Here is a 21996-nt window from a genome sequence, read left to right on the forward strand (position 1 = left end):
ACGAAGGCTGCTGAGAACCATTGAAGGATACGATTGCTTTAGTGGATTGAACTTTCTCGACCTGGTGCTCGAGCACTTTTTTAACGATTTTCGGACATCCTTTGAAAATTATGCTAATAACATGCGAATATCTTCAAGGCCACTTCTTCGGAAGTGGTCTTTTTGTATTAGTAGAGCGTAGCAAGGGGGAGCAGTCTCGAGTTTTCGAGTTTTTGAGGTTTTGAGCAGTGCTAACGGACATCAGTTCCGCTAAATTACGGTTTAAGGGTGTTTTGAGATTTTAACGGACATGAGGTCCGTTATTTGCGATAAAACCCCCGAAATTACACAGATTCATAGCGAATAGCGGAACCTATGTCCATAAAACTCGCAAAATGGGCTAATATTCACAAATAGCGGAACCTATGTCCGTAAGACGAGCAAAATGAGGCGAAGTGTTCAAAGAGCGGAATCCATTTCCGAATGACGAGCTAAATGAATTGAAGTGTTCGAAAAGCGGGAACTATATCCGAAAGTTGAGCAATATGAGCTGAAGTGTTCAAATAGTGCGATGAAAATAAAGTTTTAGAAGGGAGTCGTGGATTTAATACGGTTTTTGAATGGATGAATCATCAGCTTTTGAAAAATAATTTTAGACTGATGCTATAAAAGAAACAGCGGCGGACCAAGACTAGAGAAACAAAGTTTTCGACTGCCGCTGTAGTCATTCAACTAATGTGTCCCATTAGCGTAATTCCCATAAGCCCTTTGATATTACGGCTCGAACCCCGTTGTTGCACAGATTCGTTGAAGTTCCTCGATTGGAAATGGCGTTGTTCTGCTCTCTGAAACGAGATTCATATAGAAATCATTCATCACCATGGCTATTGGAGCATACCTCCTGATAATCGCCGCTGCTGAATCCATTACCTCTCTCGGCATCTCGCCCTCAGCATATCGGCGTATGAATTCTATAATTTCTATATGATTCGCCGCACCGCCTAAAATTCTTGCAATCCAGTTTACTAGCTCTGTTACCACAAAATACCCATCATGAGCCTTGTTCAATTTGAGAAACTCGGATTCGCTGTCGGACAGTTCAAACCGAAAAGATGTTGCAAGACCGAAATCCGCAATATAAATACGGTATCCGTCGGTTAAAATGTTCCTAAAGTGAACATCGAAATGTAGTAACCCATTCGCATTCATAAATGAGACAGCAGATTGCAGGTTGGAATCCACCATGTCAAACGCTGATGTGGTTGTATCCTCACCAATATTGACCTGTTGGATAAGCCAGTCATGAAGGTTATAGGGGACGTACTCACAAAACAGTACAACACTGTCCACGGATTGCTCAATGGCCTCGAGACGACACCGCACTGCCTCGGAGCCCCAAAACTCAACCATACGGGAAACATCAATTGGCGAAGATCGCTTTAAACCAGGTAACAACCGCCAGTGATACATTAATGGAAAGCTCTCACACTGTTTCGCTAGCACCCAATTGGTGGACATGGCATGGGCGGCTACCTCACGCCACACGCCACTACCTGATGAACCTAAGCCATAGTGGAAAAACGAAGGAAGCTCGAACACGTTTCTAGTGGACATGATATTCTCTTTGCGTCTTTCTAGTTCCGTAATCGGTATAATTTTCACGAATATGGATGTGTCTTCAAGTTGCAACAGCGCCGTCGCACCACCTATGCCCGTACCAAGAACCTTAGCATCTTCCACTCGTTCTCGAAGCTGTTCATCGCTGAGCAACGATAAGGCAGTAGACACGTCTGCATAACGGGTAAGTCGAGTTTCGTGAGATACATAGAGTTCTTCTTGGGAAGTTTTCATAGATAGATCACTATCCTTTCTTTTCCTTCTTACACCATAAATTCCCGGCCACTAACCAATTATCCTGCATAACACGTTCCCATCGTAGCCGAAAATGCGTCTCCGGCACCAAGCCGTTTATAATCCGCTCGATCCGCAGTTCAATATTGGAAAGTTGCGCAAATCTCCCAGTTAGTCTAACACTATCGCCAGTCTACAACTATATTTTCCGAGTCTAATACTATATTTTTCGGTCTAATGGTTTATTTTCTTTTAACACAAAGAGCGGAATCTTTATCCTAAAGACGAGCAACATGAGAAGAAGTGTTCAGAGTATGGAATCTATGTCTGAATGCCGAACAAAATGAGGAGAGGTGTTCAATGTGCGGATCCTGTCTCTGTAAGCCAAGTAACATACACGAATTGTTTATAGAACGGAATATTGTCGAAGATCGGCACCAATCTCTGTAAGACGAGCAATGTGAGATGAAGAGTTCGAAGAGTGGAAATGTGTCTGTAAGACAAATAACATACAGCGAAGTGTTTATCGTGCGGGATTTTGCATCGGAAGAACTTGAATAGAAGCGGCAATTTCCAGGTTGCAAGGTTTTGAGCAGTGCTAACGGACATGAGATCCGTTATTTGCGATAAAACCCTCGAAATTACACAGATTCATAGCAAATAGCGGAACCTATGTCCGTAAAACTCGCAAAATGGGCTAATATTCACAAATAGCGGAACCTATGTCCGTTAGACGAGCAAAATGAGGCGAAGAGTTCGAAGATCAGCACCAATCTCTGTAAGACGAGCAATGTGAGATGAAGAGTTCGAAGAGTGGAAATGTGTCTGTAAGACAAGTAACATACAGTGAAGTGTTGATAGAGCGGGATTTTGCATCGGAAGAACTTAAATAGAAGCGGAAATTACGAGGTTGCAAGGTTTTGAGCAGTGCTAACGGACATCAGTTCCGCTAAATTACGGTTTAAGGGGGTTTGTGAGTATGTAACGGACATGAGATCCGTTATTTGCGATAACCCCCCGAAATTACTCGATTTTATAGTAATTAGCGGAACCTATGTCCGTAAAATCCGCAAAATGGGCTAATATTCACAAATAGCGGAACCAATGTCCGTAAGATAGGCAAAATGAGGTTAAATGTTCGAAGATTGGGATCAATGTCCATACGACGAGCATAATGAGCTAATATTCACAAATAGTGGAACCTATGTCCGTCAAATAAGCAAAATGAGCAGATGCTAGCCATTACGTCTTACATTCATCTGTCCAATCTTGGTAGACAACCTTGCTCCAAGGCTAGTATTTGTCCTCGTAAACAACGATGAATGGACCTACCGTTGTAGAATCCGAGAAGGCTTGTAATGCTCCATTGACAAGGACACCTATCACGCCGATCCCACTGACCCCATCATTCTCAGCGTTCCTATTGATCACGCCGACCTGAGTGATCCTTCCGAACTCACCGACTCCTCCGACCTCATCGATTCCACTGCCACCACCAATCTCAGCGTTCCTATTGATCTCGCCGACCTCAGTGATTCTTCCGAACTCACCGACTCCTCCGACCTCATCGATTCCACTGATCCCACCAATCTCAGCGTTCCTATTGATTCCGCCGACCTCATCGATCCACCGATCTCACCGAATCAACCGACTTCATCGATCCTTCTGGTCCCGCCAATCAATCCACCTATCTCGCCGATCGCACGGACTCCATCGACCCCATCGATTCCACCAGCTGATTAAAATTGACCTTGATCTACAAAAAGCTACGGACTAGGACTACAATGTAGCCTCTTCCGGTACAATCACCTGAATATGACGAGGCATACTGCTTATTTGGATGGGCAAGGAGGGCCCTTCTTCACCATCAACGTTAGTCCTTACTGATTCAGGCGAGCTTATACTTACATTTTTGGCTGTAAAATAAACCACGTCTTTATGATTTTTGAAATTGCCGAACAGCAATGACAGGCTGGCTGTAATCGTGTTGAATATAGTCAAATCCTTTATAATAAAACAGTGAAGCAGACCATCGTCAACAGCCGCGTCGGGTGCCAACCTCTCAAATCCGCCTACTGAATTGGTTAACGCAGCGAGAAAGAGTGGAGATTCTCCTTCCCATGTTTCTCCATCATATTGAATGCAAAGAGGATGAGTCGGCTGGTTCATAAGCTCTTTGATCCCTTCTTTTACGTAGGCTAAAGCGCCGAGCCGAGATTTATCGTCTGACGTAACGGAAGAGAGTGATTCAGCAAATGAGCCTACAGCAACGGTGTTGACGAACAATTGGTCATTTAATTGGCCCAAATCTACTATTTTTATTCGGGAAGAAGAGAGGGTCTGAATGGCTTTGTCGGGAAGAAGCGGTATTTGTAATGCGCGAGCAAAATCATTAACTGTTCCAAGAGGGACTACTCCAAGCTTTGGAAGATGTTCTTGATTGATAAGTCCATTAATCGTTTCGTGAAGCGTTCCATCCCCTCCGATTGAAACGACCAAATCATAACTGTCCTCACACGCAGAAATACAAAACAGGGTTGCGTCCTGTTCTTTTGCCGTCTCCTTGACCGTAACCTCGTACCTTTGATCAGTCAAAAGGTCTTGCACGTTTCTGACATAGTTGAGTGCCTCTTCTTTACCAGAAGTGGGATTAATAATGATCATCGCTTTTTTCATAAATAGTATCCTCTCTATGGACAGTTCTATTGAATTCGTTCCTTAACACTTACTATTACCCCTCAAGGTTCGTCGTTAATCTGAAAGACTAGGAGAAAACGATGTAAACTTAATGGTTTGAATCCTTCAATAATTAACCTCCACCAACAGCTGTCAGTTAGCTAAAGGAATGATTTGACAGTCAGAGGTTACTGTTGTAAACTCTAATCATAGTCTACATATGTAACCTTGAGGAGTGGGATGATGAGCAGCTTAGTTTCAAAGATAACGGATTCAGAGCTTGAGGTTATGCGTGTATTATGGGAAGCCGGGACCGAGCTGCCTATATCTGAAATTAGAAAATGTCTTGAAAAATCAAGCAGCTGGGAAAGCTCTACAATAAAAACCTTGCTTCGGAGATTGTGCGAGAAGGGTGTAGTCATTGCAACCAAGAAGGAAGTGTTCTATTACAAGCCACAAGTGAGCGAGCAAGAATATAACGAGCATGCGACACAAACGTTAATTGATCGTTTATATTCTGGAAGTGCAAAAAGTCTAGTTGCAACGCTATTAGGAGGCAATAAGCTAAATGAAGCAGACATTAAGGAGCTGCGTACCTTATTTAAGGTAGGTGACTGAATTGAATGACATCATGAAACTTATATTGTCGCTTTCGATATCAGGAAGCATCCTCTTCTTTTTATTGTTTTTAATGAAGCCAATAATCAAGCATAAATTCTCGAAGTCGCTTCAGTATTACATCTGGATCGTGGTTCTCCTAAGATTGACGATTCCGTTTTCGTTTGATGGGAGTATCATGAATGATGTTTTTAACAAAAATCCATTTCTAACAGGTCCCATTTTACAAGGTGGGGAAGCTGCAAACTTTGATATAGAGATCGACCCAAATCATGCGATTACCCTACCTCAAGCAAATGATGCTCAAGCAGTAGAAAGTATCAGGGTTAATAATTCAGAAATTTTTGTGATTACAATAATTAAGCAATATGCCATTTACGTTTGGTTAATTGGGACAATACTATCACTCTTTATAAAATTAAGAGGCTATACTCGATTTTTAAAGTATATGAAAACAACAAGCAAACCTGCATATGATTGGGAAAATAGGATGCTTGGCATGATGTTGAATGGACGGTATAAAGCGAAGCTTGTACGCAACTCCTACATCACCACTCCTATGCTTATAGGAATGATTAGGCCAATAATCATCTTACCGGATACCCACTTCACTGAGGTTCAGCTCAAAAATATTTTGATTCACGAAATCACACATCTGAAACGGTTTGATATTGTTGTAAAATGGTTTTCCATGCTCGTTACTTCTCTGCATTGGTTTAACCCCGTAGTTTATTTTGTAGAAAAAGAGATTAACCGTCTTTGTGAGCTGTCTTGCGATGAAGTGGTTATTCGTAAATTCACCTCATCAGAGAAGCAGGAATACGGTGAAACCTTAATTGCGGTAGCCTCAAATGAACAATACCCCGTTGGAGGATTACAGGCTACTTTTAGCGATGAGAAGACGATTTTAAGAGAAAGGCTGGTGGCTATTATGCGATCTAGCAAAAGATCGACATTCATAATATTATCCTCATTCGTATTAGCTGCAGTCGTCTTTTTTAGTGCAATTGCACTTGGGGCTAGTGTGGGAGCAAGCAATTCCAATGTAAGCAGCAGCATCAGTCCAGTTGAACCACCCGCAATTGTCATCTCACATGAGAGAAATGCTGATCCCATCGAAAATTATACAATTCTAAAATCAAGTTGGAATGGGGTTAAGTATGATCGAATGTCCTTTTACCAAGCAGCTTGGCATAGTGAGCCTACTCTTCTAACAGGTCTGCGTCGTTTAAAGCCAGGTGAGAAATTGAAAGTCGATTTTGGAGAAAATACACCAGATAAAGTTACAGTGAAAATGGCTTTTTTGACTGAAAGCTTTGAGCAATCGTTATTGCCGATTGAAGAAGTTGCCGTAAACCATGTTAATGGAAAGTATGCATTCATTAATCCACCAACAGCTGTGAGCGACATTCCGACAACTGGCCGAGTTTATAGCATCACAGCCACTTGGGGGCAAAATAGCTGCGAATATGTTTTTGCTTCGGATGGAAAGTTTGATTACGAGCAGTTTCCCGAATAAATAGATGGTTTATTACGATTAAGAGTCGCCAAAGCAGCATGCGGGCGGCTCTTTTTTTTGTGAAAACTAGCGAGGTTCACTCTGCGTTCACAAGCTTATGATATGCTCTCACAAGCAAGTCGAGAGTAGGTTGTCAAAAAAATACGCAGAATGTTGGAGGCTTATCATGTTATCAATTATGAAGAAAATAGGTTACAAAATAATGTTAGTCACTTTACTGGTTGCTGTTGCGGGAGTGAGCTTATTCGGAGCACAAGCGCCGGTATCGGCAGCGCAGTCCACACCCGTAAAGTCTGAGGGAGAAGCCAACTCTCTAAACGATGTCGCTGGGCTAACGGCGTTCATTGATGGTATTATGAAAGTGCATATGGACAATTTCAAGTTTCCAGGTGCGGTTATTTCAATCGTCAAGGAGGGGGAAATCCTGCTCGCTAAGGGGTATGGTTACTCTAACCTCGAGAAGAACCAGCTGGCGAACCCAGAGACAGATCTATTTCGAATCGCTTCAACAACGAAGCTGTTTACTTGGACCGCTGTGATGCAGCTTGTTGAGCAAGGCAAGATCGATCTGGACACAGACGTCAATTACTATTTGAAAACGGTGAAAGTACCGAAAACCTATTCAGAGCCGATTACGATGCGTCATCTAATGACCCATACCGCTGGCTTTGAAGAAGGCGGAGTCGGCTATCAAATTACTACAGATCCTAAAAAGCTGCCGGTATCGATTTCGGAAACGCTTGCCAAGCATATGCCAGCACGAGTAAGACCTCCGGGCGAGATGTCGTCTTATTCCAACTATGGCGCCGCGCTAGCAGGATTAATCGTCGAGGAAGTTAGCGGGACAGCGTACAATGATTATATACAGAAATATATTTTTGATCCGCTCGATATGAAATACGCTACGGTTCAAGAGCCTATTCCTGCTGCATTAGAAGCTTTTTCTGTACCGGGTTATGCTAAGGAAAACGGCGTATTCGAAGCTCAGCCGCCAACATTTGAGGGGGGATTTCGGCCCGCGGGATCAGCTGCAGTATCTGCAATTGACATGGCTCATTTCATGATTGCTCATCTTCAAAATGGACGTTATGGTGAAAAGCAACTTTTGAAGCCAGAAACTGCCCTATTGATGCATGCACCAGCTTTCCAGTTTCATAAGGATTTACCAGCAATGGATCTTGGTTTCTATGAGCTGTACATGAACGGGCGGAAGGTTATTTCCCACGGCGGAGCAGATATGCAGTTTAATACGGAGCTATATCTTGTTCCAGATAAGCAGATTGGCATTTTTGTTTCCTACAATGGCGGTGACGGCGCATTAGCTGCGGATGGGCTCGCAAAAGCCTTTTTAGACCGCTATTTCCCAGTCGAGGAAGCCAGCCTGCCTCCAGTATCCGCTGAACTTAATGATGCTGTACAAAAATATGCGGGCTCCTATCAATTTACTCGTCGCAATCATACCGATATTGATAAGTTTTATAGTTTTATGTCCAAGATCAGTGTAGCGGCTGAAGGTAATCGTTTATTCATTGGGAGTGGTGCCGAACAGCAAGTATTTGAACCTATTGGACCTGATGTATTTCAACAGATAGGCGGAGAGGGACGGATTGGATTCCGCACCGACGAATCAGGAAAAGTCACGCATTTGCTTCTTGATTTCTTACCTGCGATGCCGCTTGAACGCGCGTCGCTGCTGGATCAAACATCGTTCTGGTTTCCATTGCTTGGCATCTCAGTCTTTCTATTTATTACGGTGATACTGGGATTCCTATATCGCAGACGTGAAATCAGCGCAATGCCGAATGAGCAGAAGTGGGCATATCGGCTGTCTGCAGCGACCGCCGTTTGGGCACTATCAACCGTTGTTGCGACGCTTGTTATCGTGATGAATATGGATTTGCTTACTCGACTTAGCCGCATTACACAGTCGTTGAATCTTTATTTGTTTATGCCTATTCTACTCGTTGGATTTACTTTGGCAATGATCGTTTTGAGTGTGCTTGCTTGGAAAAACAAATATTGGACGGTACTAAAACGCGTGCATTACTCTCTTATTATGCTATCGGCAGTAGCACTCAGTTTGTTTTTCTATCATTGGAACTTGCTTGGATGGCATTTTGGTTGAAACAGCAATCCACCCATATGGGAAGCGCATGTTAAAGAGGGGAGACGTACATCTTAATGGCCAAAATTCTGATCGCGGATGACGATGCACATATTCGCGAATTGATGTCTTTATTTTTGAAAAACGAAGGTTTCGAAATTTTAGAGGCAAAAGACGGTGCGGAGGCGCAAGAAATTTGGGAAAACAATCAAATTGATATGGTTATCCTCGATATTATGATGCCTCACGTAGACGGATGGGAATTATGCAGGGAGATTAGACGCATTGATTCCAATATTCCTCTCCTGATGGTCACAGCCAAGGGAGAGTCTGTGCAAAAAGTGAAGGGATTTCAGCTTGGAACGGACGATTATTTAACAAAGCCGTTTGACCCAATGGAGCTTGTGATGAGAGTAAAAGCGCTGCTGAAGCGTTATATGATCGTGTCTTCACAAACGATACAGCTTGGCGGTGTTACCCTCAATCGCCGCAACTATCAAGTGATTCGAGGAGATGAAACGCTAACTCTTCCATTGAAGGAGTTTGAGCTGCTGTTTAAAATGGCGAACCATCCTGGGCAAATTTTTACGAGGGAACAGCTGATCACTCAGATCTGGGGTAAAAATTATGAAGGTGACGACCGAACCGTCGATGTTCATATTAAACGGCTAAGGGAAAGATTTGCTGGCGATGCACAACATTTTCAGATTGAAACCGCCCGTAGTCTGGGGTATCGGCTTGTCATTACATGATTAATACGTTATATGTCCGCATCATTTGCACGTTTCTGGCCGTCATCATATTCAGCTTGTTGTCTTCATTTTTTATAGGCTTTTTTATATTCAAGAAAGAAATAAACCATGTCGGTCAGAACGACATGCTTGCAGCAGGAGAGGAAATGATTACTCTCTATGAACAAACAAAGCCGGATGATCTGAGTGTTTTCCTAACAAGAATGGTAAAGGTGTCCGCTTATCCAATCCACATGTATGATGCATCCGGAAATGTTACGATCTATGCATTAAACAATACGAGTAATGTGAAAATTGCGCCGGAAGCTGTTCAGCAGGTGCTTCGAGGGCAATATTATCGCTCACCTGGTAAGGAAGGTCAAACATTCGTTGGTATTCCTTTTCCCATCGATGGGAAGATACAGGCCATGTTTATGCAGTTTTCAGCGCAAAATGAAAATATTATAAATCGAATGATGCTGCTCATACTGCTTCTTGGCTTATTTATAGGGAGCCTATGCATTCTCATTGCGGCTCGTTATTTGGTGAAACCGATTCAAGCGATGACACAAGCGACCAAGAGGCTTGCCAAGGGAGATTTCGATGTGGAAATCAAACTGAAAAGCGCGGATGAAATAGGAGTCTTAAGCCATAGCTTTAATGAAATGGCTAGTGAACTGAAACAGCTGGAGCAGATGCGGCAGGATTTTGTATCGAATGTATCACACGAAATTCAAACTCCGCTAACGTCAATATCGGGTTTTGCAATGGCGATGAAGAATAACAGCTTGGTAGCAGAAAATAATCGTAATTATTATTTGGATATTATTATTATGGAGAGCGGGCGGCTATCGAGGCTTAGCGATAATTTGCTGAGGCTTGCCTCGCTTGATTCCGATCAGCATCCATTCGAGCCGATGACGTATAATCTCGACGAGCAAATTAGGCAAATCGTCGTTACTTGCGAGCCTCAATGGTCGGCCAAAGACATTCGTATCGAATTAGAATGGGCGAACACGATCAAGATTACAGCAGATCAGGATCAGTTGAACCAAGTATGGATGAATTTACTCGGCAACAGCATCAAATTCACACCTGAAGGTGGACTTATCGAAATTTCTATAACTCAATCCGGTACCGAAGTGCTATTCACAATAACCGATTCAGGTATTGGCATTGCGGCGGATAAGCTTGAACATGTGTTTGAGCGGTTTTACAAGTCGGACCAATCACGCAACCGCAATATTAGCGGCAATGGTTTGGGGCTTGCGATCGCCAAAAAAATTGTTACTCTTCATCATGGAACGATCGAAATGAAAAGTAGGCTAGGCGAAGGTACGACAGTAATGGTATGTTTACCCATTCAATAATAATAATTGGAGTGATCGGTCAAATGACCGATCATTTTTTTTTTAGCATACTGTAGAACCCAATTTGAAACTAAAAAACGATTTTTCAAAAAAAAGTAAAACAATATGTGACCAATCTACGTTCTTAATTGTGTTAATGGGTAAAGGAGGTCATATTACAATGCCAAGCAGTTCGCTCCGGCCGGGCGTGGATTTTGGGGAAACCTATCTTTTATACGGCAAGATGCTTTACCGAATCGCAATGATTCACCTCGGAAACAAAGAGGACGCAGAAGAAGCCATTCAGGAAACATTTGCGAAATTATTGTATAAATCACCTGAATTCAATGATCAGAATCATAAAAAGGCATGGCTCATAAGAGTCATCACGAACCAATGCAAAAATATGTTAGGCAGCTTGTGGCGAAGACGTGTAGTGAAGATGGAAGAAATGAATGATTTTTTTGAATCGGAAACGGACCGTACCGTTATGGATCATGTCATGGCATTGCCGTTTAAATTCAAAGCGGTTATTCATCTTTATTATTATGAGGATTACTCGGTCAACCAAATTTCAGACATTTTGCAAATTAGTGAGTCTGCAGTAAAGATGCGTTTGCAACGGGGAAGGCAGCGGTTAAAGCTGGAATTGGAAGGAGAACGATAATATGGATCACAAGGCGTACAAGCATGTTATGGATCAAATAGAGCCGGAGGCAGATTTGCAGAATAGAATCGCTCAACAGCTGCTTCGTCAGAAACCAGCGAGTCCATTTCGAATCAAACGATTTCAATATATTGTGGGTAGTTTACTGTTGGTCGTTATCCTTGGATGGATAAGTGCAGATAGGTGGATGAGTGATAATAAACTTCTTATTGATATAACGGAGCCCATTGAACAAAGAGACCCGGTTGAACCTATAAACGACCCGAATGCGATTACGATTCCGAAAATAAAGCTTCCAGAACAATCAGATGCCATGGCTGATATGATCGGTCTAATCGTTTATAAAGGCAATATTTATACACAAACGCACACTCGCATCTCTGCGGAAAATGCGAAGGAGCTGCGCGGCGAAAAGCTTGGACGTACAAAAGCTGGTATTGACGAGTGGAGCAAGAAAACAGATTATGTTGAACTAGCTTCAACGATTGGCGTTGCTGATATTTATTCCGTGAACGGATATGATAGTGATTTTAGAATTATGTCCTACCAAGAGCATGAGGGACAGATCTATGCTGAATTGTATGAGCATCTAAATGGCATTACGATTGCGAATGGCGAAGATTTAATAGGAAAAACGAAAGTAAAGGATCATATGGAATCAGTAAGATGGCAGGATTATAATAGCTGGAATTATAGCAAGCCGCAATTTAATAAGTTCCCAATTGATCAAACGCTTCATGTGTTCATGACAGCATTATATGATGCTAAACCTATTGATGGGGATAAGCTGTACAAGGAAGGCATATACAACGAAGGTGCACAAAATCAGAAGGTTTTGTTCTTTAAGCTGAAGGATCAGACGGAAGTGCAGATGTGGTTGTTTAAAGGAAACTATGTGAAATATTCAAATGCACCTGTCTTTTTTCAGTTAGAGCCGGCAGCTTTCTCAGCGCTGTGGGATCGTTTGCAATAAGGCAGCAAGTTTTTTGGTAATAAAATATCGACAATAAAGGTTGACCTTTCGTTGTTGGCGTACTATAATTCCGTATACTATTAATAGCGTAAGAGCGATAAGCAGGAAACAAAAATTTGTTTTCAATTAGGGTGATACCGTGTGAATAGCCTCGTCCCTATCGTTAAAGATAGAGATGTGGCTTTTTTTGTCTTTTACATTTTTAAAAAAAGACATAATAAAAATAGACTGGATTGATTTGTATGCAAACATCAGCGCAATGGACATCGAAGATTGGTTTTATTTTATCCGCGGCAGGCTCTGCTATTGGAGTAGGCGCAATATGGAAGCTCCCCTATGTTACGGGGATAAGCGGGGGAGGAGCATTTTTTCTACTATTTATTTTATTCACTTTTTTTATGGGTTTCCCATTGTTATTAGCAGAGTTTGTAATCGGGAGAAGCACACAAAAAGAAGCCATTAGTGCTTATCGCAGCTTAGCTCCTCATAGCAATTGGCATTGGATCGGAAAGCTCGGGGTATTTACCTGCTTTCTTTTATTGTCTTTTTATAGCGTCATTGGCGGTTGGATTGTTATTTATTTTGCAAAAGGTTTGTTTGGAGGAATTATTAGTGAAGGCGCAAATTATGGAGCGGTCTTTAACGATACTATTGCTAATCCTATTTTAGTTATTGCGGCACAATTTGTATTTTTGGCTTTGACAGTTGTTGTAGTGGCAAAAGGGATTCAAAATGGGATTGAAAAGGTGAGCAAAATTTTGATGCCAGCTTTATTTGTACTCTTTATCGTACTCATCATTCGCTCACTTACACTGGATAACGCGATGGAAGGTGTGAAGTTTTTTCTAGCACCTGATTTCTCAAGGATCACATCCCAAAGTGTATTGTTTGCGATGGGTCAAGCGTTTTTCTCCTTAAGTGTCGGAGTTTCCGTAATGGTTACATACAGCTCTTATTTGTCAAAAAAGGAAAGCTTGATTCAACCGGCTATTTCTATCGTTACCATGAATTTGCTGATTGCATTATTAGCGGGATTGGCCATCTTTCCGGCTGTATTTTCACTAGGTTTAGAACCAGCGGAAGGACCTGGCTTGTTGTTTGTTGTATTGCCCGCGGTATTTGATCAAATTATTTTTGGGGAAGTTTTTTTATTAGGCTTTTTAGCGTTATTTTTATTTGCAACATTAACGTCGGCCTTCTCGATGCTAGAAATCATTGTAGCTTCTATGGTTAAAGGCAAAGAGGAGAAGAGAACAAAATATGCCTATATGCTTGGTGCATTCATATTTGCGGTAGGCATTCCGTCTGCGTTATCCTATAGTGCTTTTGCCGACATTTTAATCTTTTCGAAAAATCTATTTGATTCAGCAGATTATTTAGTTAGTAATATTTTGATGCCGCTTGGCGTGTTTTTGATTTCGATTTTTGTACCGCTTAAAATGAAGAAAGGCACGCTTCGAGAGGAGTTATTGCAGCATTCTCGTTTTGGCGCTACTGCCTTTACTATTTGGTTTTTTATTATCAGGTTTATTATTCCTCTAGTCATTATCATCGTATTTCTTGATATTACTGGGGTGCTTGATAAAATAACTTCATTATTGTAGTATCCACATTATAAGCAAAAGAAAGGGATACCCATAACCGGGTATCCCTTTTTATTTTATTTCCTTGCAGTAATCATAAATCGTTCTGAATTTGTTCTGATTCCTTGTTCGGTTTGGTTGTTTTTAATAAATTGTTGAAGGATTTGAAAATCTGTCTCGGATTGTCCGAAGTTCGGAATAATTGGCGTGTGTTTCAATAGAAAAATAAAGTCTTCAGCCGTCTCAAAATAATCGGTTGCGTTGTATTCAAATGACTGAATGTCTGTGAAGCCTGCATCAGCTAACTCCGCAATATATTGATTTTTCAACACATCTTTTTTCATACCAAACGACTGTCCTCTTCCGAATGCCTCTTTAAGGTTGAGCTTATCGTGCTCACTAACCTGTTGGGTAAAAAATACACCATCGTTCACCAATACTTTTGCGATTTCTTTGGCAGAAAAAGCGGAATGTCTGCAAGAGACTACATTGAAAAAGTGGTCAGGAAAATCGAGCTTCTCCGCATCCATTTGTAAAAAGCGTATATTTGATTTATTTGATTGTTTTACGTTATTTAATGCGGTCTCAATCATGCCTGTGGAAAGATCAATGCCAATTAGAAGCAATGCTGAATCTGCTATTGATAATAATGCTTCTCCGCCGCCAGTGCCGATATCAAGCAAAAGATCAGACTTCTTGCACGACTGGATGACTTCATCATAAAAATCCCATGCGATTCCTTCTGAGACAGATTTCACTTTGCTGAAATCCCAACCGTTGATTTTCCCGACTTGATCATAAAATTGTTTGTATTCTACTGCATTCATATTTCTTCCACCTTCCAAAGAGGATAATAAAAAACAAATGGATTGCTGCCGATATCCGTTCAAAATTTAGTTTCATGTGGTCAGAAGGACAGACGATCCCCTCTGCAGCTGGTACGCGTTTTACCCAGCCCGGAAACTAATTACTTCGAACCATTCGGAAAGACATTCCATTCACCTCGATTGAAAGATTGTTCTCATTATATGGCTAAGTGAGCTTATCAATCAAGCCATCGTGCAAAATGTACCGATCCCATATGGATGGAGGAATCAATGAAACTAAAATAATACAGACGGCCCCTTCATATACATAAATACATGAGGGGGGATTAGAAAATGTGGATGCTCATTCTAATGCTAGTCGGATGTCTCTCTGGTTTTTTTCTGTTCAGAAAAAATAATCTGACCGTCACTAATCAGACAGATCAGAGCGTGCGGAAACTGTCCATTATTATTCCAGCTAGAAATGAAGAATGTAATTTACCACATTTGCTTGAATCCCTTAAGTCGCAAACGCTTCAACCCTTTGAAATTATTGTGGTAGATGATTATTCCGATGATCGAACGAAAGAAATTGCTGAAGGCTATGGGGTGAATGTTATTTCAAATAGCAGCCTCCCTAAAGGCTGGACAGGTAAGAACTGGGCGGTATGGAATGGATATTTGCATGCCTCTGGTGATATGTTTGTATTTTTAGATGCGGATATAAGACTGGCGCCTAACGCCTTGGCTTCATTAATAAAGGCTAGGGAGCGATCGAAGGGTGTTATTTCAGTTGTTCCTTTTCATCACACCGAGAAGCTATATGAGAAGCTTGCTTTGATTATGAATGTGCTTGGGATATTTGCGTTTACATCGGTCTTTGAAAAGAAAAACCGGATGAAAGGGCTCTATGGCTCCTGCATTGTTGCTTTAAGGGAGGATTACGAAAAAATCAATGGCCACGAAAGCGTAAAAGCTGAAGTGCTGGACGATTTGTTTCTAGGCTCCAAATTTATGGCAGCGGGGGTACCAGTCACTAATTTTATCGGATATGGCTTGGTTTCTTTCCGCATGTATCCGCAAGGCATTCAAAGCGAAATTGAAGGATTTAGCAAAGGGGCGGTATTAAGCACTTCGACGCTTAGTCCGTGGACGATTATCCCGATAGCTATTTGGGTGGTAGGACTGCTTCTATCGGAAACGGTGTTTATTTTTGCGAATACTTCATGGGCTTTGCCTCTCTTAATCGGTTATTTTGTCTATATGTTTCAATTATTTTACTTCACGAAGTATGTAGGCGCTTTTGGGATCGTTATTCCGATGCTCCATGTTTTTGCTTCGTTATTTTTTATCATTGTTATGCTTTATTCCATGTATCAGGTGCTTATTCTAGGTCATGTAAGCTGGAAAGGCAGGCACATCCGGGTAGGGGGCAAGAGGGACCTATGATCATATTATGGATTGCGGGTTCATTTCTATCGGGTTCTCTTATGTTTTCGTATTGGCTTGGTCTACTTCGCAAAAAAAACATAAAAACGGTTGGCGACGGCAACCCTGGTGCTTTGAATCTTTGGAAGTCATCTGGATATAAATTCGGTGTGGCCGGTATTTTATTGGATTTTTTGAAAGGATACTTGCCCGTGCTTTTTATAATGGGAAGCAGCTATAATCATGGTTATCTAATCGTTCCGCTTGCCATCGCGCCTGTAGCAGGGCATGCCTTTTCTCCTTTCCTGAAAGGTAAGGGCGGCAAAGCAATTGCTGTCACATTCGGTATATGGAGTGCGCTCACGGGGTTTGAGGTTTCTTTGGCTTATGCCGTAATTCTAGCGCTGATGGCCGGTGTGAGCCGCTTGATATACAAAAACAAACCTAAATCCACCGAGGCGGATGGCTTGCAGGTTGTGGTTGGCATGCTGCTTCTTTCCGTTTATTTATATATAAGGATGTTCTCAGCTGCCATGCTCCTCGTATGGCTTGGAAATTTTGCAATTCTTGTTTATAAGCACAGAGTTGAAATAGGGAAGTCGTGGAAAAAAGGATATGACAAAGGTGTCTAAAATGAAAAAGAGATTGTCTCTTAAGGTGATGCCTTCTGAGACAATCTCTTTAATTATCTTCCCGCCAAACGAGCCTTCATCAGGAGTTGTATTTATACTACGAACGGGAATTTTCACGCATAGCGCCCAATACGATGTGATATCCATCTGGGTCTTTGATATAAGCGTTTTTAAATTCGTGATTGCCGTGAGCATCAGTAAACGGTTCGACCGCAATATGTCCGCCTAGTCTACGCACTTCCTCAATAAGTGAGTCCAAGTCATCCCAGCTTACATGAATAAATGTGTCCCATCCATAGTCGGGGCCTTCCCATTCTGTAGGATAATCTGGACGTTTTTGTGCGCGTGCGTTAGGCCGCACATCTTCAGCGGAAGCCGCCTGCTGCAGAATGACGGTCATTCCGTCTCTTTCCGCATGCCCCCAGTTATCGATATGGCAGCCGAGCACATCACGGTAGTATTCCTGGGACTTCTTTAAGTCCGAGACCAGCCGAACTTGAATGGTGTGACCGAATTTTGCTTTTTGACCTGTAAGTGTCTTTGCAGCTTGCTCGCTCATTTTATTTCTCCTTCGTCACCAGAAATTTTATTAAGCATTTTTGACTATATTCGATTATCTACCAATGTTTTCCTGCAATTACACCGAGATTGGTATGCTGCAAGAAGCGGTGAGACAAGATCAAACAAAACCAATGTCGACTTTTGTAGTGATAGCACGCTAGTGCGTATTCTCAAAAAAAGGATGCATAAACGTCTGTAACGCAAGCTAGCATATAGGTAAAAAACCAAATCTATAAATCAATCAAATGTCAGGTTGCAAATGATAGAGATGATTCATATGTTGTAAGTATCTTCTAAGAGGAGGAATTACGCATATGCCAAAAGAAAAGAAAAATGCAAAAAACAGTTCACTAGGCAACCGAACAGGAGGCAATCGTACTGGGGGTAACCAAACAGGTGGCAACAATACCATCGGCGATCGTACAGGTGGTAATCGCACAGGTGGCAACCGCACAGGCGGAAATCGTACTGGAGGTAACCGAACAGGAGGCAATCGCACAGGCGGCAACCGTACAGGCGGTAATCGCACGGGAGGAAACCGTACTGGTGGAAACCGTACCGGAGGCAACCGCACAGACGGCTATCCTTTAGGTGACACAGCTCCAGGCAACGAAGTTTAATTGACGCATATGAAGCTATAGTTTTGTAGAAACTATGCTTGAACAAGATGGCAGCTCATGACTCTTACAGAAATGAGCTGCTTTTCTTTTCAAAGATTCATAGTATGCGGCTGATCGACTCAATCTTTACCCTTGCGCGTCATTTCAGCCAGCTCATCCCATTGCTTATCGGACACCTCTGCTAAGCTGTTGAATTGCCCTGCACCTTGCAGCCACTCGCCGCCATCAATCGTTACAACTTCACCGTTCAAATAATGCGCGAAATCCGAAACTAAATAGGCGGCTAAATTAGCTAGTTCTTCTTTATCGCCAACACGTTTTAAGGGGATGCGGCTAATCATCTTCTCTTCAAGCTCAGGAGTGGGAGAGAGGCGAGACCAAGCGCCTTCTGTCGGAAAGGGACCTGGTGCAATAGCAACTTGGCGAATACCGTAAGGTGCCCATTCAACGGCGAGCGATCTTGTAAGCGCAAGAACGCCAGCTTTTGCAGCAGCGGAAGGTACAACATATCCCGAGCCGGTAGAAGCATAGGTGGTGACGATGTTCAACATCGTACCGCCTCTTCCTTGTTCAATCCACCGCTTGCCCACTTCCAGAGTCGTATAAAAGGTGCCGTGTAAAACAATATGTAAGATCGTATCTACTGCTCTTGGAGAGAGCCTCTCGGTAGGACTGATGAAATTTCCAGCAGCGTTGTTGACGAGGATATCGATATGTCCAAAATGGTTCTCGACGGCTTCAATCAGCTCATGAACTTGTGATGGATCACGAACGTCACAGCTTTTGTAGTAAACGGTGCTGGTGGGCAAGCTCATTTCTTCAGCCGCTTGCTTCAATACTGCCTCACGGCGGCTGGCAATTGCGAGCTTAGCACCTAACGCAACAAATTTCTCACCCATGGCGCGTCCAAGCCCGGTCGCTCCTCCCGTTATGAGAACGACCTTTCCTTGCAATAAATCGTTTGTAAATGGTCCCAAATACACACCCTCCTCTGAATCAGAATGATTCTGTCTGTTTATTCATATCAGGGAGTGGTATAGGTTATGTGCAAAATAAAGAATCATTTAGACACTATCCATTCATAACATATCGACTGAGAAATGCCGCCACTTTTTGTTCATAGGCTGTTGTATCCGTACCATAGGACATGCCGTGACCAGCACCCTCGGCGATATAAATATCTTTGTCAGCTTTACAAGCTTCATAAAGCCTCCACACCATTTCTGTAGGTACAAAAGTATCGGCGGAACCATGAATAAAGAACATGGGCAGCTTATTTTTATCCAGCTGCTTGATTGCAGATGCCTCCTCGAAGCTATAACCTGCTTTAAGGCGGGTTAATAAGCTAGTTGCAGGCAAAATCGGAAAAGCAGGCAGCTTGTACATCCGCTTTAGTTGATAAGAGAGCTGATCGGTAACGGACGTATAGCCGCAGTCCTCCACAATGACCTTGACTTGTTTTGGAACGTTTTCACCGCTTACCATCATCACAGTCGCTCCACCCATCGAAATGCCGTGCAGCACGATTTGCACCGATTCACCAAGTTTCTGTACGACCTCGTCTATCCAAAGGAGATAATCCTTCCGATCTGGCCAGCCGAAGCCGATGTAATCGCCTTCACTATCGCCATGACCTCGATCATCAGGCATGAGCACGTTATACCCAAGCCTGTCATAATAAAATTTAGCGAAGCTGCCCATATCTTTCCCTTGCGAGGAATAGCCGTGTGCAAGAATGACGGTTTTGGACGTCAAAGTTTTGGCTTCAAGGTAATAGCCAACCAAGGAGAGACCGTCACTTGAAGTAAGGTGCCAAATTTCATAAGCTTGTTTTTCTATCCATTCTACCCCTATAGCCTCAACCGGTGTTGGACCAGTTTCGTCTGCTAACGCAATGGCAGCTTGATCATCCGTTTCCTTTTCTCCGTGAATTTGCGCTAAATCCTGATTATTGCTTAAAAATGCTTTTGAGTTTCGTTTGATTGCCACGTAATAGAAATAATAACTAATCACGGTAAGTAAACCGATAAAAAGGACCGCCAAACCTCCTATTCCAAGTACAATTCTGCTCATCAGCATCGTCATAGTCATTCATTCCTCCAAGTAGGCGGTTATGTGTGAATTTGTGCTATGTCTCTATCATACTGAAGAAAGCTGCTAAAAGGGAGCGGATTGTTGAAGTGATGGTTTGAGTGTGGAGATTATAAAGGTATTGCCAGCTTCTTTATGGAATCAATCGTTATTATTGTTTCTTTTCTAATGAAAATCATTCCTTGTCTGCAATATTTCTAGTCTAAGCTCATTAGCTTGCCTTTATCAATGATGTTCATTACCAAAAAATAGTATATACTAGGCTCATATCGTACATATTCGGGTTGATGAGGGGTATAAGAGGCATGGAAATCGTAGAGGCAACCATTTCGTCCATTCAAGCCGCTTTGGAATCTGGCGAGATCACATCTCGCGAACTTGTACTATTTTATTTTGACCGAATTGCAGCGCATGATAAAGATGGACTCACGATAAATTCGGTGCTTGAGCTTAACCCCGATGCTTTATTTATAGCTTCTGCATTAGACAGCGAACGAGCTGTCCAAGGCCCAAGAGGTCCGCTTCACGGCATCCCCATCATGCTCAAGGATAATATTAATACAGGGGATAACATGCATACGAGCGCTGGCTCGCTTGCGCTTGCCAATTCCTATGCGGGAGTAGATGCTTTTATTGTAAAAAGGCTGCGCGAAGCGGGGGCCATTATATTAGGGAAAGTGAATATGACGGAGTTTGCTAACTTTATGACAGATGGAATGCCGTCTGGCTATAGCTCGCGGGGCGGCCAAGTTCTTAATCCTTACAACATATCTACGCCGACAGGCGGATCAAGCGCTGGTTCAGGCGTCGCGGTGGCTTGTAATTTTTGTATGGCTTCGATTGGCACGGAAACCTCAGGATCGATCTTAAATCCAGGCAATTTAAGCTCAACCGTGGGCATTAAGCCGACCGTTGGACTGGTGAGCCGATCAGGCATATTACCACTCTCGAACTCACAGGATACTGCGGGACCAATGGCAAGAACCGTAACGGATGCAGTGATCGTATTAAACGCTATAACGGAGCATGATGACTGGGATGCTGCAATGGGTGCGGGGTACTTTAAAAAACATAAGGATTATCGTGTTTTCCTTGATCCGAAAGGTCTTGGGGGTACACGAATTGGCATTCCTAGAGATTATTTTTTTGAGGAATTAACGGACGAGCAGCTAGCCATATTTAACGAAGCAGTAGAGGTGATGAGAAAACAAGGCGCGGTCATCATTGACCCGGCTGATGTAAGAACTGCTAGGCAAATCGTTTATTCATCGGTAGTGCTGAATGAATTCAAATCCTCGATAAACGCTTATTTGTCCAAGCTGCCTCCAAACGGCAAAATTCGCTCGCTCAAAGACATTATTGCTTTTAATAACGAGCATCCGGTTGAAACCTTGAAGTATGGACAGTCCACTCTGCTGCTAGCAGAAACGACGACTTCAGGTACGCAGACTGAGCTTCCATATCTTCGAGATCGGATTGCAGATCTCCGTTTATGCAAGGAAGAGGGAATAGATGCGACGATGAAGGAGCATCAGCTTGACACGCTGCTTTTTCCTGCTGACTTTGGAGCAAGGATTACATCGCGTGCAGGTTATCCATCGATTGTCGTCCCAGCTGGCTATACTTCAAAAGGAGTGCCGTTTGGTGTGACATTCGCTGCGAGAGCTTTCGAGGAGCCGATGCTCATTAAACTCGCTTATGCATACGAGCAGCACAGCATGGTGAGGCGTCCTCCTTCATTAAAGAGCTTTATTTAATGGGATAGGACGAGATGCCGCATCTCGACTATTATACGTTTGACGGAGATT

The 21996-nt window shown here is 42.6% G+C and carries 19 protein-coding genes; 12 read left to right on the top strand and 7 right to left on the bottom strand.

Features of this window, described 5'->3' with window-relative positions:
• Positions 1 to 753 precede the first annotated feature (753 nt).
• From AC1DM9_RS11380 to AC1DM9_RS11390, 3 genes are all read right to left on the bottom strand, one after another.
• Entirely contained in the window at positions 754 to 1830 is a 1077-nt protein-coding gene (locus tag AC1DM9_RS11380; RefSeq protein ID WP_477580041.1) for a protein kinase domain-containing protein, read from the bottom strand.
• Between the two features lie 1293 nt (positions 1831 to 3123).
• On the bottom strand, positions 3124 to 3261 hold the full coding sequence (locus AC1DM9_RS11385) for a hypothetical protein (protein ID WP_477580043.1): 138 nt from the start codon (positions 3259 to 3261) through the stop codon (positions 3124 to 3126).
• Between the two features lie 348 nt (positions 3262 to 3609).
• A complete protein-coding gene (locus AC1DM9_RS11390) occupies positions 3610 to 4506 on the bottom strand; it encodes a diacylglycerol/lipid kinase family protein (protein WP_477580045.1) in 897 nt (298 codons plus the stop codon).
• Between the two features lie 240 nt (positions 4507 to 4746).
• Here AC1DM9_RS11390 and AC1DM9_RS11395 point away from each other — a divergent pair, with 240 nt between their 5' ends.
• The 8 genes from AC1DM9_RS11395 to AC1DM9_RS11430 all read left to right on the top strand — a co-directional run bounded on the left by AC1DM9_RS11395 (position 4747) and on the right by AC1DM9_RS11430 (position 14071).
• Positions 4747 to 5124 carry a BlaI/MecI/CopY family transcriptional regulator gene (locus AC1DM9_RS11395; protein ID WP_339208637.1) on the top strand — a complete coding sequence of 126 codons (378 nt, stop codon included), beginning with the start codon at positions 4747 to 4749 and terminating at the stop codon, positions 5122 to 5124.
• A gap of 13 nt (positions 5125 to 5137) precedes the next feature.
• Positions 5138 to 6643, top strand: coding sequence for a M56 family metallopeptidase (locus AC1DM9_RS11400; protein WP_477580047.1), 1506 nt, complete (start codon positions 5138 to 5140; stop codon positions 6641 to 6643).
• A gap of 166 nt (positions 6644 to 6809) precedes the next feature.
• Positions 6810 to 8768, top strand: coding sequence for a serine hydrolase domain-containing protein (locus tag AC1DM9_RS11405; protein WP_477580049.1), 1959 nt, complete (start codon positions 6810 to 6812; stop codon positions 8766 to 8768).
• 56 nt (positions 8769 to 8824) lie between these two features.
• Positions 8825 to 9499, top strand: coding sequence for a response regulator transcription factor (locus AC1DM9_RS11410; protein ID WP_441882871.1), 675 nt, complete (start codon positions 8825 to 8827; stop codon positions 9497 to 9499).
• On the top strand, positions 9496 to 10848 hold the full coding sequence (locus AC1DM9_RS11415) for a HAMP domain-containing sensor histidine kinase (protein ID WP_477550753.1): 1353 nt from the start codon (positions 9496 to 9498) through the stop codon (positions 10846 to 10848). Before AC1DM9_RS11410 ends, AC1DM9_RS11415 begins: the two co-directional genes overlap by 4 nt.
• Positions 10849 to 11008: 160 nt before the next feature.
• A complete protein-coding gene (locus AC1DM9_RS11420; RefSeq protein WP_477580051.1) occupies positions 11009 to 11494 on the top strand; it encodes an RNA polymerase sigma factor in 486 nt (161 codons plus the stop codon).
• A 1-nt stretch (position 11495) separates the two neighbouring features.
• The gene (locus tag AC1DM9_RS11425) at positions 11496 to 12467 is read left to right on the top strand and encodes a hypothetical protein (RefSeq protein WP_477580053.1); all 972 of its coding nucleotides are present in this window, start codon (positions 11496 to 11498) and stop codon (positions 12465 to 12467) included.
• 242 nt (positions 12468 to 12709) lie between these two features.
• A complete protein-coding gene (locus AC1DM9_RS11430) occupies positions 12710 to 14071 on the top strand; it encodes a sodium-dependent transporter (RefSeq protein ID WP_477580055.1) in 1362 nt (453 codons plus the stop codon).
• A 56-nt stretch (positions 14072 to 14127) separates the two neighbouring features.
• On the opposite strand, the gene AC1DM9_RS11435 is transcribed toward AC1DM9_RS11430, so the two are convergent.
• On the bottom strand, positions 14128 to 14877 hold the full coding sequence (locus AC1DM9_RS11435) for a class I SAM-dependent methyltransferase (protein WP_441882879.1): 750 nt from the start codon (positions 14875 to 14877) through the stop codon (positions 14128 to 14130).
• A gap of 333 nt (positions 14878 to 15210) precedes the next feature.
• Between AC1DM9_RS11435 and AC1DM9_RS11440 the strand changes: the two genes are divergently transcribed.
• Together AC1DM9_RS11440 and AC1DM9_RS11445 are read left to right on the top strand one after the other, a co-directional pair.
• Complete coding sequence (locus tag AC1DM9_RS11440) at positions 15211 to 16305, top strand: glycosyltransferase family 2 protein (protein ID WP_441882881.1); 1095 nt, start codon at positions 15211 to 15213, stop codon at positions 16303 to 16305.
• The gene (locus AC1DM9_RS11445; RefSeq protein WP_477580058.1) at positions 16302 to 16916 is read left to right on the top strand and encodes a glycerol-3-phosphate acyltransferase; all 615 of its coding nucleotides are present in this window, start codon (positions 16302 to 16304) and stop codon (positions 16914 to 16916) included. Before AC1DM9_RS11440 ends, AC1DM9_RS11445 begins: the two co-directional genes overlap by 4 nt.
• 97 nt (positions 16917 to 17013) lie before the next feature.
• On the opposite strand, the gene AC1DM9_RS11450 is transcribed toward AC1DM9_RS11445, so the two are convergent.
• On the bottom strand, positions 17014 to 17475 hold the full coding sequence (locus AC1DM9_RS11450) for a VOC family protein (protein ID WP_477550758.1): 462 nt from the start codon (positions 17473 to 17475) through the stop codon (positions 17014 to 17016).
• 316 nt (positions 17476 to 17791) lie between these two features.
• On the opposite strand from AC1DM9_RS11450, the gene AC1DM9_RS11455 reads away from it, so the two are divergent.
• Positions 17792 to 18097 carry a hypothetical protein gene (locus AC1DM9_RS11455; RefSeq protein ID WP_477580060.1) on the top strand — a complete coding sequence of 102 codons (306 nt, stop codon included), beginning with the start codon at positions 17792 to 17794 and terminating at the stop codon, positions 18095 to 18097.
• Positions 18098 to 18216: 119 nt separating this feature from the next.
• Here AC1DM9_RS11455 and AC1DM9_RS11460 read toward each other — a convergent pair whose 3' ends face one another.
• Together AC1DM9_RS11460 and AC1DM9_RS11465 are read right to left on the bottom strand one after the other, a co-directional pair.
• Positions 18217 to 19074, bottom strand: coding sequence for an SDR family oxidoreductase (locus tag AC1DM9_RS11460; RefSeq protein WP_477580062.1), 858 nt, complete (start codon positions 19072 to 19074; stop codon positions 18217 to 18219).
• A 94-nt stretch (positions 19075 to 19168) separates the two neighbouring features.
• On the bottom strand, positions 19169 to 20188 hold the full coding sequence (locus AC1DM9_RS11465; protein WP_475448730.1) for an alpha/beta hydrolase: 1020 nt from the start codon (positions 20186 to 20188) through the stop codon (positions 19169 to 19171).
• Positions 20189 to 20493: 305 nt separating this feature from the next.
• On the opposite strand from AC1DM9_RS11465, the gene AC1DM9_RS11470 reads away from it, so the two are divergent.
• A complete protein-coding gene (locus AC1DM9_RS11470; RefSeq protein WP_477580065.1) occupies positions 20494 to 21945 on the top strand; it encodes an amidase family protein in 1452 nt (483 codons plus the stop codon).
• Positions 21946 to 21996 lie beyond the last annotated feature (51 nt).

The organism is Paenibacillus sp. 01T431 (genome assembly GCF_056398625.1).